The organism is Arthrobacter sp. Soc17.1.1.1, assembly GCF_036867195.1.
GTDB lineage: Bacteria > Actinomycetota > Actinomycetes > Actinomycetales > Micrococcaceae > Arthrobacter_D.
The window spans coordinates 3,613,005-3,626,586 of sequence record NZ_JBAJII010000001.1 but is presented as its reverse complement, the minus strand read 5'-3'; the positions used below and the strand labels follow the sequence as shown (position 1 = coordinate 3,626,586).

Here is a 13,582-nt window from a genome sequence, read left to right as displayed (position 1 = left end):
CCGATGAACGGTGGAAGCACTGGAACGCCGCGGCAGCCGAGGCCGGGGTGCGGTCCTGACGTCACCGCTGATCCGGGGCAAGGAACCCATCGGTGCACTGAGAGTGTATTCACGTGAACCGGACGCGTTCTCGTCAGCGGACACCCAGGTACTGGCCAATCTTGCGACTGCTGCGGCCGCCCTGCTGGGGCATATCCAGGCCAGCGACACACCCCAGCGGATCAACGCCGAGTTGAACAACGCCCTCCAGGGCAATAGCACCACCGACACCGCCCGGGGCATCGCCATGGAACGCCACAACCTCGACCCCGATCAGGCGCTTGAGCACCTGCTCACGCTGGCCGTCACTACCCGCATGACGATGGCCGAGGTGTCACGGACCATCGTCACCCGACAAGAGCCCGACACCTTCCGCTCCAAGGAGGGCCGCTGATGCACGGCAACCAGGACCGCAGCGAGCCCGGCGCCCACCGTCGAAACAACCTTCGCAACGACCGAGGAGATGCCCTCGAGCGGGAAACCGGAGACGGCTCCGCCGCCCGGGAACACTGGGACGGAACCGACGCCGACGCCGACGCCGGCTTTGACACGACGCACAGTGATAGCACCAGGAACACCCGCAGGAGTACCGAGCAACGTCTGTTGACGATCAGGGCGATCCACGAGGCGGAACTGACCATCGCCGACGTGTGGATGCGTTACTTCTCCTTCTCCGGCGCCGTCGCGGAGTATGAAGTCCGCGACGCCCCCGATAATCAGTGAGACGAGTAGTTCAAGGGGGCTAGGTGCCTCGTGGGTGTCACCGGTGCCCTGCCCGCCGGGCTGATCGGAACCTGGCTGAGAAGTCGACCACGAACCCCGACAAGGTGGTCCGGCCGAAGTGGAGGAAACCCTTGTTATCGACGCCTTGATGGTGGGGTACGGGAAGTGTGTAGTTCTGCCGGCAGTGGAACTGGCTGTTGAGGTTGCTCAGGGAACCGAGTGGAGGTTCCGCATCAATCCGTCCTGCCGTGAACTGATATGAAGGCCTGTGCAGGTGGCCAACACGTCTTCCAGTGCCCGGCGAACCCACTCGACCGCTTCACTGTTCGCGGAGCCGTCAGTATCCGCTGACGGCCGGCTGGCAAGGTCAACTACGACGTCATTTATGGCGTCGATGAATCTCTCGACCTTTCGGATCTGGTCACGGGCGTTGGGTGGCTCAATTGGAGCTGCAGCCCAGGTCGATAGCGTGTCGTTCCTGTCCTTGGCCGCCCACAGCGCTGAGGCGGCATCACCATGCGTCTTGCCTTCAGTCATGGAACCAGTCCTTGCTCGCTGACAATCAGCGACTGTTTGGCGATGAGGTGGGGTCACTTCCTACAGGTCCGAACCCGTCGAGAGAACTTGGAAACATATCCGGTTCCTCTTCACCGAATGAAAAGGGACCTGTCGTGGCCTCGAGACGACGATACCCAGTGAGCGTGGTTACTGACGGCGCAACGCGCAGTAGTCCCGTCCACTGTCACAACCTCGGCCTTGCCTGCCTCGATTGGAAGTGCGGCGGCCGCGACACCGGAACATGCATCGCTGAGGGGAACCGAGAGAGATTTCTTCGCTTGTTTTGAGTAGTTCAAAACAAGCGGTACACTGGTGACCATGCCTACCGCACCTGCTTCCCTCGCCGACACCGATCTGCTACGGCAGATGATCCGGGCGTCGGGGCTGAAGGTGACGGCGCCCCGGGTCGCCGTGCTGCGTGCCCTGCAGCAGCTCCCGCACTCGAGTGCGGAGCGCGTCTTCGACGGCGTGAAGGACGAGGTTTCCAGTACTTCCCCGCAGGCGGTGTACGGGATTCTTGCTGCCTTTACGGGAGCCGGGCTGGTCCGCCGGTTCGATCCCCCGGGATCGCCGGCTCTGTTCGAGTGCAGGGTCGGGGACAACCACCACCATCTCGTCTGCATCAGGTGTGCGGCTGTCAGGGACGTCGACTGCGTCATTGGGGAAGCGCCCTGCCTGCAGCCATCTGATAATGCCGGATTCACGGTCTTCGCCGCCGAGGTGACGTTCAACGGTTTGTGCGAGCAATGCCGCACTGCCACGTCGACCGACGACGACCACTGATACTCACAACAAACCACACAGTAATCAGCCGCTGACCGAACCCCGGTTCAGCGTTCTCCTTCCGGGCAGGCGTTCTGTACCGTCATGCCGTCATGCCCGGATCCGACGACGAAGGAAGCCACTATGACTCTCATCGATTCCACCATCCGGACCAGCCCGTCGGGTCTCCGCCCGGCCTCCCGAAACCACTTCATCCCCGCCTCGCTGGGCGGAAGCTACGTGACGACGGCGCGCACGACCACGCGAAACCACATCACCGCAGGCACCTACACGTCCTGCCCGGCTGCGTCTGCTGCTCCTGGAGGCTACGTCACCACCGAAGCGCCCAGTCCGGTCACCGGCGGCTCATACACCTATACCGGTCGGCGCCCCTAGTTCAGCACGCGCCGACACATCGTCTGGGAAGCTCGCGTGTCCCTGCCGCCCCTGCGCGTCTTCCTGCCCACTGCTAGACAGTAGGAGTCACATAGCCCATTAGGGCAGGCCTCCCGAGCAGGACCCAATCGGGCCCGGACTGGGCGCCTGGCCTTCCGTCACCGGGGTAGCACGTGCAACACGCCCGCAGGGCCGGGGTCCGTGCCCGCTTCTGTGCAGGGGGGCTGCTTGGAGCTCTTCCCGGCGAGGAGGAGCGTTGTGCTAGCCGGCGAGGACGTCGCGGGCGTCGAGTTCCTCGTCGACTTCCTCGAGGCGGAACTGCGTCTCGGGATGAGCGTCACCGGTCGTGGCGTACTCGTAGTCCAGTTCACGATGCACTTTGCTGTTGATCACTTCGACCTCCTCCGTGGGAAGGCGCGTGAGGTCAGGGAACGAGTCGTGTGGTGCGAGCCGGGTGTTCATTCACGTCCATTTCGTGCTGGGGATGAGGGGCATATCGTCCCGCTTAGGCGGCCTTGACCGGGGCCGTTAGGCGCGTTGAGCCACGGGAGCGATTGCGGGCTGTTTCCAGTATGGGCAGCTCTGTTTCAACACTGACCGCATGAGGGCTTAAGTTCTGCTCTAGGAAACGGCTCCCGTGCGGGTATCAGGGGATTGAGGCGCGAGGCGAGCACGTGGCTCTGAAGCCCGGGAGTCAGTGCCAGATGGAGGTTCTCACGGCCATTCCTGATCCGCGTCGTGGTCGCTTTCAGGAGTTGGTTATGAGAGGCGAGATCTGGTGGGGGATCCAAGGAGTGAGTCGATCGTGTCGAGTCTTCGTCGTGCGTTGGAGGGAAACCCTGCTGACGTCATTCTGAGGCTTCACCTCGCACAGATGCTGTTGGCCTCAGGTGACGCTGCGGGCGCAATCACCGAGGCCAGCACCGCGCTGGGGGCCGACCCGAACAATCAACAGGCGCTGCATGTCCTCATGTCGGCAGCGAAGGCGTTGACAACGCCACCGGAAGTGCCTTCGGTGTCCACCGCGCGGTCGAGTGAACTACCGAGCACTACCGGGTCCTCCAGCTTCGATTGGGAGCGGGCAGAGCACGAGATCGGAAGTGCCGTGCCGCCGTTCGTCCAGGCCGAGCAGATACCTGTCACCACGATAGGAGACGCTTCCGGGCGGTACGACGACCTTGCAGCGCTGATGAACGGCAAGAAACGACGGTGAGCGAGGCCAACAACCTCAACCTCCTATCCGCCCGCTACGACGTGCTCATCGCCCGGCAACGACCGCGTGAGGCGGTAAACCTGCTGAAGGGGCAGGCCGCCCACCATCAGGACCGGCCCCTCTACTGGGCGATGCTCGGAAACGCGCTTAATCTCGAAGAGAAGTATGCCGATGCCGAGCACGCCACGCGGCGCACCGTGGAACTCATCCCGCACAACAGCGCGGCGCAATCCATCCTTCTGCAAGCACTTATCGGTCAGCGCCGCTCCGAAGAGTCCCTCGAGCTTGCCCGGTTCTTCATCGAGCAGTTCCCCGAGGACTCCGACGGCCACTACTGGCTCAGCCGGGCGCTGCTCCTGCGCCCGAAGGAGCGGCAGGACTACGTCGCCGCCTACGAGGCCGCCCGTCGAGCACTGTCCTTACAGGCCGATGAATGGACCTTCACACAAGCGGCGCAGACCGCGGCCCTCATCGAGAAGGATCAGGAGGCGCGAGAACTCCTTGCCGCTGGGCTGGCGCTATACCCGCACAGCCGGGAACTCATTCTGCTCAGGGGGCGCATCAGGGGCACGGAAGAAACGGTTGGCCAGCAGAATGAACTCGTGAGCGGGATCCTGCGCACAAGTCCCTCCGATGCTCGGGCAGAAGCCGAGCTCGCCTTGGGTCCAGCACGCTGGTTGAGGGCTCATCTTCAGTACCTCGGGTATCACCTGCTGGCGTTCACCTTCTGCGCAGTCGTACCACTGCCGGAACCTGGGCTGATGTTGATTGCCTTGCTGGGCGGCTGGTTCCACATCGCACTGATCATTGCGAGCTACCGCCAGCTGGACGGTGTCCTCCCCAAGGGGTACCTGCGCGAACAACTGACAACCTCAGGACGGGCCAGGAATAGCGCGGCGGCATACGTTGCCGCCGGCTCCCTGATCCTCGCCGGTACGGTGTTGGACCCGCTGCGCCCGGCACCCTTCCACTGGGTGGGGGACGTTCTGCTCATACTGGCCGCCTGCATCCTCGCCGTAGGTCTCCTGTCAGCCGAGCGGACCATCAGCCGGCTCGGAGCATCCAGCCACCCCATCGACCACCAACCCGAGACCTACCGTTCCTTCCGGTTCGAGGACAACGCCTCGACCTACCGCGAGTACTGGCTGGCCGCCTTCACCGGACTTGTCACAGTGATCATCGCAACCGCGACGGGAGGCAATCCCACCGGAGGCGCCGGCCTGCTCGCGGTCGGCATCCTTTGGACCGTCAAGACGCTCGACCTCATCCACCTGTCGAAAGCAGTCCCGGGCGGTGAAAACCCCTGGGTGGAGTGGTTCACCCTTCGCCAAGGCCACGGAGCTCACCCTGAAAGTGACCTGCAGGCGCGACTTCTCGGCATACGATTCGTTCTGCTCCTGCTCCTCGTTTGCTGCACCACGTGCACCCTTGGCATCGTCGCTCTCACCGGCGGATTCCCGGTATTTACCTGAGGTAGCGCCATCGAATCGATGCGACTCAGCACCCCGCAGGTTCTCACAACGCCCAGATATCCGTGCTTCTCAATCTCAAGAGCGACACTGTGTCGCACACGAAGGTTGCAGTACATAGCTCTCGGGCATGAGCCAACAGACACAACTCGGCAGCCCCAGATCGCGGCCAGTGTCGCTACGGTCTGGGCCGCGGTGCCGGTTCCTGTTGCTGGCCTTGCCATTGTCGTAACTGGTCCTATCCCGCTCTAGGGGACACCGTTCATCGCGCTGTCACCTGCCGCGGGTAACTTCACCGGATGGACGCCACCCTGCCCACACCCCACTCCGCTTACACTGCCACGGCCGCGGGTCTTGCCGGTCGCGCTGGGTTCGACGAGCAGTTCATCGGCGTCCCAGTGCCCGTGCCACCGCTGCCCGGCGTCGAGACGGTCCTGCTCCCGTACACGCACTTCTCGGTGCTGATGCGCCCGGACAAACGCCCGGCTGCGATCACGGCTCTTGGGATCGACGGGGCGAAGCTCATGGACCTCGTCCGCCGAGCATCAGCAGTGTGGGGGACACCCGGACCGAGGCGCAGCAGGCCAACGAGGACACCTTCCACTACACCAACGCCGCCCCGCAGGCCGCGAAGTTCAACCAAGGACTCGAGCTCTGGCTGGGTCTGGAGTCCTACCTCCCCGAGGACGCCGCCGACAACGGCCGGCGCCTGATCGTGTTCACGGCCCCGATCTTCAGCGACGTCGACCCCGTCTACCGGGGCATGGAGATTCCGCTGCGCTACTTCAAGGTCGCCGTCTTCCTGCAGGGAGGCTCGCTCGCAGCCACCGGGTACGTCGTTGACCAGACCCCGCAGCTCGCTGACTTCGATGACGTGCCGAAGCCCGGCGCTGTTGGGGACGCTGTTGGCGATGACGCGCCACCGTTGGGGCCGTTTCGGACCTTCCAGGTGCCGATCCGCGACATCGCCGCACTCACCGGACTCGACCTCGACCAACTGGTCGGGGTTGATCGGATGCCGATCGCCGCGGCCCTGCCCAGCGCGCGGGTGATCTCCGCCTGGCGGGAGCTCTCCAGCCCGGAGTGCCTGGACCTCGACTTCGACCTCAGAGGTGAAGGGGCATGAAGAACCACTGCCTGAGGAGTTCATTGAGTAGGCCGGCTCAGAGGTGATGGCGGTACGGTTGCTGCATCTGTCAGGTGAGCCGGCACGGGAGGGGCCCATTCTCTCGGTGAGGAGTCGATTATGAGGCTGCTGCTGACATCCGGGGGTGTCACCAACTCGTCAATCCGCGCGGTGTTGGTGGACATGCTTGGGAAGCCCGTTGAGGATTGCGATGCCCGTTTCATCCCGACCGCGCAGTGGGGGCAGCCGATGTGCTCACCGCAGTCGGTGTGGAGGTCGACGACTGGTGGGGAGCCGAACGGGCGGGGTTTGATCGAGTTGGGCTGGAAGTCGATCGGTGTTCTGGAGTTGACGGCCTTGCCGAGCATTGCTCCGACCCGCTGGATTCCCTGGGTGCGGAAGGCCGACGCCCTACTTGTGGATGGTGGGGAGGCGATCTACCTCGCGCATTGGATGCAACAGTCGGGTTTGGCAGATCAGCTGCCGTCGTTGACCGACACCGTCTGGGTCGGCGTGAGTGCTGGCAGCATGGTGATGACCCCGCGGGTCGGCCGGCAGTTCCTGGACTGGAACCCTGAGGGGGGTGACGAGGCGCTGGGCGCGGTGGGTTTTTCGATTTTTCCTCACCTGGATTACCCGGGCTGGTCCTCGAACACCTCCGAGAGCGCGCACCGGTGGGCTGCGGGCATTGCTGGGCCCGCGTATGCGATTGACGACCAAACGGCGATTTCCGTCGTGGACGGCACCGTGAAAGTGGTCTCCGAAGGAAGCTGGCACCAGTTCCCTCAGGAAACCGAGCAGGACCGCTGAGGACAACGACTCACATCTGGCGTCCTGATCATCACCCGGTCAAGGTGTCTTGCAACCAACGCTTCTGCCGTACATCCGATACCCCGTCTATGAGACGGGGTATCAAGACACAGATCGAGCAGTAGCGGCGGGAAGTTAGGGTGTCTCGTCCTGGTGTCCTGCAACTCACCGGTTGCGACACACTTGCAGGAAGAGTGTGAATGAACTCCGCGATGCACGCTGTGGCAGGTGCGTGCATCCTCGTCGTGCTGAGGAGGTGTGCGCTGCTTCCCGCGCCTCCTGACTGGAGGTCTTTGACAAGTGCCTCTCTAGGCGTAGGCGCCGTTGACCCGCCCCGTGTCGGGCGAGTCCACTGGTGGTACGCGAGGAGGTTGCTGTGAGAGGTGTGTTCGTCGGGCGCCTGATGAAGGCCGGACGTCTCCGACGAGGAATGAATGAGTTCCTGGTGCTTCCGCTGATCATCACGGGGGTGTTCTGTGTCGCGGCTGTGGGGGTGGCGCTTTGGGACACTCAGGGAAGCGTTCCCGCGCTGCGCCAGGTTGCAGGGTCGATCATTCCCGCTTCGAGTGTCGCGGGGTTCGTCGGCGTGGTCGCGGCGAGTCTGATGACGGTCACGTCAATCACGTTCTCGATGCTGCTCATCTCGGTACAACAGACATCGAACTTCCTGGGGGCCGTGGTGTTCGACCAGTACCTTCGACGCCGCGCGAACCAGTTCTACGTGGGGTACTTCATCGGTGCGACCGCATTTTCTTTCATTGTGTTCGCCTGCGCAGGGTCAGATTCCCCGCCCGTCATCGGGGCGTTCGCAGCATTGGTGCTGACCGTCGGATCCCTGGTGATGCTGCTGCTGCTGATCCACTCGGCCGTCGACCAGATGCGTCCGGAGTGTGTGGTGAATTCGATCCACGAACTCGCGCTGCGGGCCCACGAAGACGAATGCCTGCTCCTGATGGGAACCCGGACAGAGCGACGCACGGCGGTTGACGCCGAGGCGCGCGCCGTCACGACGCGGACGGGCGGATATGTGGTCAATATCGACGCCCAGAGGCTCGCCGACGTCGCGCGATCCGCCGGCCCCGAGGTGGAGATGTTTCTGCCCTGCCAGTTGGGCACCTACCTCGAACTCGGCGGGACCATTGCCGCGATCGTGGGCGTGGCAACAACGGACGACCGCTTCGACGCCGACACGCTCTCCGCGTTCACACTCGACGAGGCGCGGCGCGCGGAAGTGGATTCCGGGTACTCCATCGACCAACTCGCGGACATCGCCTGGATGACCGGAACCAGCACGCAGAGCCCGTTCACCGCCAACGCCGCGATCCACCAACTACGTGACCTCATCGGCCGATGGGCGATCATCGAAGAACAGATGTGGGACGCTTCATCTGAAGGCCAGGAGCCTCTTCCCGTCGTGTACACGGACGGGGCGATCGAGCGGGTACTCCGGAGTTTCGGCACCCTTCTCATGGCCTCGTTCCAATCACGACAATCCGATACTGCCGCGCTCCTGATTACCTCGTTCGCGCACGCGTTACCGCGTCTGAGCTCCGGGCATCACCAGGATGAACTCCTGCGTTCGCTGCACGCCGCGCTCCCGTCGGTCACCCAGCAAACCGAATCTCCTGCTCTCATGGCCGCACTCGCCGAGCTCGTCGACGCCCTCACGACCGCAGGCAGGGCCATCCATCCCGTGCAGCAGGTTCAAGACACCCTCCGGACCGCGACGAAAAACCTGCTCTCCGACCCGTCGACGCTACAAGGCGGCACCTCCGTGCCAGAAGCACTCCCCACCACGAGTACAGCACGCACCGAGACATAACCACCTGACACCCGGATCAATCCACGGTTACCTCATCCGCTGACGATGCACGCCGGGGGTACCCCGCCTGGAACGCGACGCGCCTCCACCAGCTCGCTGGTCGTGATGGGTACTGCCAACCACCGGTAGTAGGGCTGCCGCGAGAACTTGAGGCCCCGGCACGTCACCTTCACGGGAATCCCCGAGCCGGCGAGCTCTCTCACGAGCGGGTAGAACGTTATCCCGCCAGGTTCGGACTGCCCCGGGTTTGCTTGACTCCTGACTTGTGAGGATTCAGTCCTTGTAGCAAGGATGTTCCCATGCCAAGCCTTTCCCCGCCGAGTTCCACCGCGACGTGGTCTCCGTCGCCCGGAAGCATGAGCCTCCGATCTCGCAGATCGCCAAGGACTTCGGGATCTCCGAGGTGACCCTGCCTGACTGGCTGAAGGAAGCGGACATCGAGGACGGCGCTCGTCCCTGCGTGACAGAGACGGAAGCGGCAGAGCTCAGGGATGTCCGGAAGCGGATCCGGTTGCTCGAGCAGGAGAACGAGATCCTGCGCCGGGCAGCGGCTTTCTTCCCCCGGGAACTGCCCCCACAATGACCTATCCGCTGGTCCTTGACCTTGCCGCTGGCGGTGTCCACGTCGCGGTGGACTGCCGGGTGCTGGGGTTCTCCAAACAGTCCATCTACGCTTGGAAGGCCGCGCCGCTCACGGACCGCGACTGGGTCCGACGCGCACCTGATCAATGCCGCGATAGATGTCCACCGGGACGATCCCGCGTTCGGGTACCGGTTCATCGCCGACGAGCTTCAGGAGCAGGGCTTCAGCGCCGGCGAGAACCGAGTCGCACGGCTGTGCAGCACCCAGTAGATCCGGTCCGTGCTCGCCAAGAAACGCGGACTGACCCGCAAGGCCGGCCCGCCGGTGCACGATGACCACGTCCAGCGGGACTTCACCGCGACGGGCCCGGACCAGACGTGGCTCACGGATATCACCGTGTCCCCGTACCGACGAGGGCAAGCTCTACGTATGCGCGATCAAGGACGTCTGCTCCAACCGGATCGTGGGCTACTCCATCGATGCACGGATGAAAACGCCCCTGGCCGTCTCAGCCCTCCATAACGCGATAGGGCTCCGGGAACCGGCAGGAACCCTCGTGCACAGCGACCGCGGATCCCAATTCCGATCCAACGCCTTCGTGCGCACCTTGAAGAACAATGGGCTCATCGGATCCACGGGCAGGGTCGGCACGTGCGCCGACAACGCGGCCATGAAGTCCTTTTTCTCGCTCCTGCAAAAGAATGTGCTCGACAGCCGGCGGTGGGCAACGCAGGCTGATCTGCACCTGGCCATCGTGACCTGGATCAAGGACGGCGGTTCAAATCCACTTCGCCAGCGTCATCGGGTGAATACCGAGGTCCTTCACGACCTGCTCGGTCGTCACTCCGGACTCACGATTCCTCGCGACGCGCACCACATGGTCATGGAACTCATCTGGGTAGGGCTTGGGCACAGTAGCATCCTTCCAGGCCCGCCTTCCGGCAAGCCACATCAGATATCACTTATTCGTGCAGCAGACCCAGTCGTGCTCACAACCGCTTGCAAGCTGGGTGGGAGGAAGTCGCCGTTCGGCCCCAACGGCCCCATGCGCAGGACGACGAAGCCAGGACGGTCGGCGAGTGACTGCACACAGGCGCAACAAGGCCGGTTAAGCGGACACTAGGGGCTCCGCGGCTGCCCCTACGTATGTGCATCGTTATAGGCATTGATGATCGTGTGTGAAATTCGGCCATGAGAACTTACGGTATAGCCGTTGTCCTTCGCCCACTGACGGAGTTTCGACAGGTTTTATTGGATGTGTCATCATTTGTGTCCGAGCTCATCGCCCTGTCCACGGTCGAGCATCTAATAAGCTGCGTTTTCATGTGTCACGGGCTTGTTGCTTGTCGATGATGATATTGACCGCCTGGATGAGGGCTTCACTGATTTTCTCCGGTGAGTACAGTTCTCTAATGCTGTCTGCTGCGTTCTGTTGTTTCCCCACAATCGTTGGGCCTCCTTCGACTGCCCGGCGCATGCAGTCCCGCAGGCTCTCGACTGAGGGCTCTGCCCAAATCTGTCCATGGAAGTACGGCCACTCGTGAACAGCCGCAGGGGGTACCGGTGCCAGACGGTAGTCGATCAGCAGTGAATTTGATGTGTTCATGAAATCGCACTGGCCACCCCAGCCTGTACCGATGGTTATCAGACCGCAGGCCATCGCTTCCATGAAGGGACGTCCCCAGGCTTCACCTCTGGTAGGCAGAACAAAAGCGTGCGAGCTTCTGTAGAGTGAACGAAGCTCAGCCTCAGACAGCGCGTTGTTGAGCAAGGTAATTCTCGGTGTTCTGCCCGGACGGACCTGATCGGAGAATGATTCGATGATCTGTCCCACGCCCGGAGCGCCGGCACCAAGCGGATCAGCCCGGATCACCAACTCCACGTCGTCATCGCAGCTGTTGAACTCTGAAAGGTATGCGTTCAGTAGCACATCCCAGCCCTTGCGGTACTGCCACCTGAACACGGACAAAAACCGAAAGGTCCCTTCCGCCTTATATGGTGCAGCGAGTATTTCACCCCAGACCCGATCGATAGTTTCGGGAATGACTTTCAGCTTTTCCCGGGCAACTCCAGCGGACGCAAAAGTGGCTGCATTGAAATTAGAGGGAACCCATACCTCGTCCACCGCGGACAAGCGCGGCAGCCATGCAGGAGGCACCGAAGCAGTCTCAAACATGGCCCTCCACACTACGGTTCCGTCGGTGTTTTCCCATCCGCTGTCATGCCAAGGCAGATGCACGATGGTCAAGTCCGCAGCGGCCAGACTCTGCTTTCGACCTACGGGACCGGGGCCGGAAGTGCCATGCGTCCGGGAAGCCACAGGAACCTCCCGGACACGAAATCCCGCGTTCCGCAACATGCTCGTATAGCTGCGTGCCTCCACCGCATACCCGCTGTGACCCTCAAAACGACCCCGCCACTCAATCCTTACAACACCCATCCCACCTTCACCCGCTGACCCTGTATCGATTTCTTATTCGCAAGACGGTTGAAGCGTCCCCGTCGTCATGGACACAGATGGGGTTCGCCGTGTTTCTGAACATAGGGAACTGTTTTTGTGGGTTCTCCACTTCCGCGCGCCGCGCCTCGTCGAGTGTGAACGCGGAGAGCGTGTCGGCGTCGAAGCGGTCGTCCGTTGTTGCCACGCCCACGATCGCGGCAATGGTCCCGCCGAGTTCGAGGTAGGTGCCCAACTGGCAGGGCAGAAACATCTCCACCTCGGGGCCGGCGGATCGCGCGACGTCGGCGAGCCTCTGGGCGTCGATATTGACCACATATCCGCCCGTCCGCGTCGTGACTGCGCGAGCCTCGGCGTCAACCGCCGTGCGTCGCTCTGTCCGGGTTCCCATCAGGAGCCGACCGGCCTTCATCAGGCGCCCGACGAACACACCTCTCACAGCAACCTCCTCGCGTACCACCAGTGGACTCGCCCGACACGGGGCGGGTCAACGGCGCCTACGCCTAGAGAGGCGCTTGTCAATGACCTCCAGTCAGGAGGCGCGGGAAGCAGCGCACACCTCCTCAGCGCGACGAGGATGCACGCACCTGCCATAGCGTGCATCAACTCGCCGTCGCCGGTCTTGCGCAAAAATCGCCCCAAGGCGACGATGCCGGGCTGATCGAGAAGCGCTGCAATGAAGCCCCGTGCCAAGTCACGGCTACACCTGTGTGCGAGGGTCGAGACCGTGTGTATCGGTCCGGTGCGTGAGTCCCGCCAAAGGATCCCTTGACCGGACGGACTGATGCCCCGAGACTTGTGCGGCCCGGGTTGCTTCTCGGGTCAGTCCATGACGAGGCCGCCGTCGACCACCAAGTTCTGACCGGTGATCGACCGGGCCCAGGGCGAGGCGAAGAAGAGGACTGTGTCCGCGAATTCCTGCGGCGTGGTGACACGTCCCAGTGGGGTGGAGGATGCGATGAGGTTGAAGACCTCTTCGGGGGTGGCTGCGCTGGCGTCGGTGGTGCGCAGCAAGCCGCCAGAGACCATGTTTACTGTGACGTTGTGCTGGCCCAGGTCCTTGGCAAAGGTGCGGGTCAGGGAGAGCAGGGCCGCTTTTGCCGCGGTGTAGTCGTGGTAGGGAACTACAGGGTTTTGGAACAAGTTGGTGCCGATGTTGATGACCCGCCCGAACCCTTGGTGCCGCATTCCGGGCAGAGCGGCCTGGGTTGTGTTTAGGGCTCCGCGAACACTTCCGTAGAACTGGTCTGCGAATGCGTCCCAGCCAACCTCAGCTGCGCGCGGGCGGGCGTCACCGTTGAAGGAAAAAGTCGCTAGCGCGTTATTGACCACGGTGGTAACCGGGGCTCCGAAGTGTTGCTGTGCGTGTTCGAGCATGGCGCGTACCTGCTCGGGATCGGTGACATCAGCTTCCAGCGCTACAGCCCGCGACGGACCAACACGAGTTGCGAGTTCCTGGGCGGCCTTGTGGCTGGCGCGGTAGTTGATAACCACCCGCGCTCCTTCGGCGGCGAAGGCACTCACGATGCTGGAGCCAAGTCCGCGGCCGCCACCGGTGATCAACACGATCTGTTCTCTGAGTTGCATAAAGGGACTTCCCTGGAGTCAGGGCGACAGAATGCG

General features: G+C 62.9%; 16 protein-coding genes and 1 pseudogene. 10 read left to right on the top strand and 7 right to left on the bottom strand.

The window, feature by feature from the left end:
- Positions 1 to 10 precede the first annotated feature (10 nt).
- Together V6S67_RS16940 and V6S67_RS16935 are read left to right on the top strand one after the other, a co-directional pair.
- A complete protein-coding gene (locus V6S67_RS16940) occupies positions 11 to 433 on the top strand; it encodes an ANTAR domain-containing protein (RefSeq protein WP_334211347.1) in 423 nt (140 codons plus the stop codon).
- The gene (locus V6S67_RS16935) at positions 433 to 762 is read left to right on the top strand and encodes a hypothetical protein (protein WP_334211346.1); all 330 of its coding nucleotides are present in this window, start codon (positions 433 to 435) and stop codon (positions 760 to 762) included. Before V6S67_RS16940 ends, V6S67_RS16935 begins: the two co-directional genes overlap by 1 nt.
- 207 nt (positions 763 to 969) lie before the next feature.
- Here the strand turns inward: V6S67_RS16935 and V6S67_RS16930 are convergent, their stop codons facing one another.
- On the bottom strand, positions 970 to 1,299 hold the full coding sequence (locus V6S67_RS16930) for a hypothetical protein (protein WP_334211345.1): 330 nt from the start codon (positions 1,297 to 1,299) through the stop codon (positions 970 to 972).
- Positions 1,300 to 1,638: 339 nt separating this feature from the next.
- On the opposite strand from V6S67_RS16930, the gene V6S67_RS16925 reads away from it, so the two are divergent.
- Together V6S67_RS16925 and V6S67_RS16920 are read left to right on the top strand one after the other, a co-directional pair.
- Positions 1,639 to 2,103 carry a Fur family transcriptional regulator gene (locus V6S67_RS16925; protein ID WP_334211344.1) on the top strand — a complete coding sequence of 155 codons (465 nt, stop codon included), beginning with the start codon at positions 1,639 to 1,641 and terminating at the stop codon, positions 2,101 to 2,103.
- A 123-nt stretch (positions 2,104 to 2,226) separates the two neighbouring features.
- A complete protein-coding gene (locus V6S67_RS16920; protein WP_334211343.1) occupies positions 2,227 to 2,478 on the top strand; it encodes a hypothetical protein in 252 nt (83 codons plus the stop codon).
- Positions 2,479 to 2,739: 261 nt separating this feature from the next.
- Here V6S67_RS16920 and V6S67_RS16915 read toward each other — a convergent pair whose 3' ends face one another.
- Entirely contained in the window at positions 2,740 to 2,871 is a 132-nt protein-coding gene (locus V6S67_RS16915; protein WP_334211342.1) for a hypothetical protein, read from the bottom strand.
- Between the two features lie 412 nt (positions 2,872 to 3,283).
- Here V6S67_RS16915 and V6S67_RS16910 point away from each other — a divergent pair, with 412 nt between their 5' ends.
- From V6S67_RS16910 to V6S67_RS16885, 6 genes and pseudogenes are all read left to right on the top strand, one after another.
- Positions 3,284 to 3,691: a tetratricopeptide repeat protein gene (locus tag V6S67_RS16910; protein WP_334211341.1), complete on the top strand. Its 408-nt coding sequence runs from the start codon at positions 3,284 to 3,286 to the stop codon at positions 3,689 to 3,691.
- Complete coding sequence (locus tag V6S67_RS16905; RefSeq protein WP_334211340.1) at positions 3,688 to 5,163, top strand: hypothetical protein; 1,476 nt, start codon at positions 3,688 to 3,690, stop codon at positions 5,161 to 5,163. The genes V6S67_RS16910 and V6S67_RS16905 overlap by 4 nt, the downstream gene beginning before the upstream one ends.
- Before the next feature lie 550 nt (positions 5,164 to 5,713).
- The gene (locus V6S67_RS16900; RefSeq protein WP_334211339.1) at positions 5,714 to 6,286 is read left to right on the top strand and encodes a DNA/RNA non-specific endonuclease; all 573 of its coding nucleotides are present in this window, start codon (positions 5,714 to 5,716) and stop codon (positions 6,284 to 6,286) included.
- A gap of 120 nt (positions 6,287 to 6,406) precedes the next feature.
- Positions 6,407 to 7,096, top strand: a complete 690-nt coding sequence (locus V6S67_RS16895; RefSeq protein WP_334211338.1) for a Type 1 glutamine amidotransferase-like domain-containing protein — start codon at positions 6,407 to 6,409, stop codon at positions 7,094 to 7,096.
- 430 nt (positions 7,097 to 7,526) lie between these two features.
- Positions 7,527 to 8,918: a DUF2254 family protein gene (locus V6S67_RS16890; protein ID WP_334211337.1), complete on the top strand. Its 1,392-nt coding sequence runs from the start codon at positions 7,527 to 7,529 to the stop codon at positions 8,916 to 8,918.
- Positions 8,919 to 9,252: 334 nt separating this feature from the next.
- A pseudogene (locus V6S67_RS16885) lies at positions 9,253 to 10,300 on the top strand (IS3 family transposase); the annotation flags it as partial.
- Here V6S67_RS16885 and V6S67_RS16880 read toward each other — a convergent pair.
- The 5 genes from V6S67_RS16880 to V6S67_RS16865 all read right to left on the bottom strand — a co-directional run bounded on the left by V6S67_RS16880 (position 10,280) and on the right by V6S67_RS16865 (position 13,546).
- Positions 10,280 to 10,414, bottom strand: a complete 135-nt coding sequence (locus V6S67_RS16880) for a helix-turn-helix domain-containing protein (protein ID WP_334211640.1) — start codon at positions 10,412 to 10,414, stop codon at positions 10,280 to 10,282. The pseudogene V6S67_RS16885 and the gene V6S67_RS16880 sit on opposite strands and share 21 nt — an antisense overlap.
- Before the next feature lie 227 nt (positions 10,415 to 10,641).
- Positions 10,642 to 10,746 (bottom strand): Lsr2 family DNA-binding protein, encoded by a 105-nt coding sequence (locus V6S67_RS20005; protein ID WP_442884890.1) that lies wholly within the window; start codon positions 10,744 to 10,746, stop codon positions 10,642 to 10,644.
- A 76-nt stretch (positions 10,747 to 10,822) separates the two neighbouring features.
- A complete protein-coding gene (locus V6S67_RS16875; protein WP_334211336.1) occupies positions 10,823 to 11,677 on the bottom strand; it encodes a glycosyltransferase family 4 protein in 855 nt (284 codons plus the stop codon).
- Between the two features lie 271 nt (positions 11,678 to 11,948).
- Positions 11,949 to 12,419, bottom strand: coding sequence for a hypothetical protein (locus V6S67_RS16870; RefSeq protein WP_334211335.1), 471 nt, complete (start codon positions 12,417 to 12,419; stop codon positions 11,949 to 11,951).
- A gap of 362 nt (positions 12,420 to 12,781) precedes the next feature.
- A complete protein-coding gene (locus V6S67_RS16865; RefSeq protein ID WP_334211334.1) occupies positions 12,782 to 13,546 on the bottom strand; it encodes a 3-oxoacyl-ACP reductase in 765 nt (254 codons plus the stop codon).
- Positions 13,547 to 13,582 lie beyond the last annotated feature (36 nt).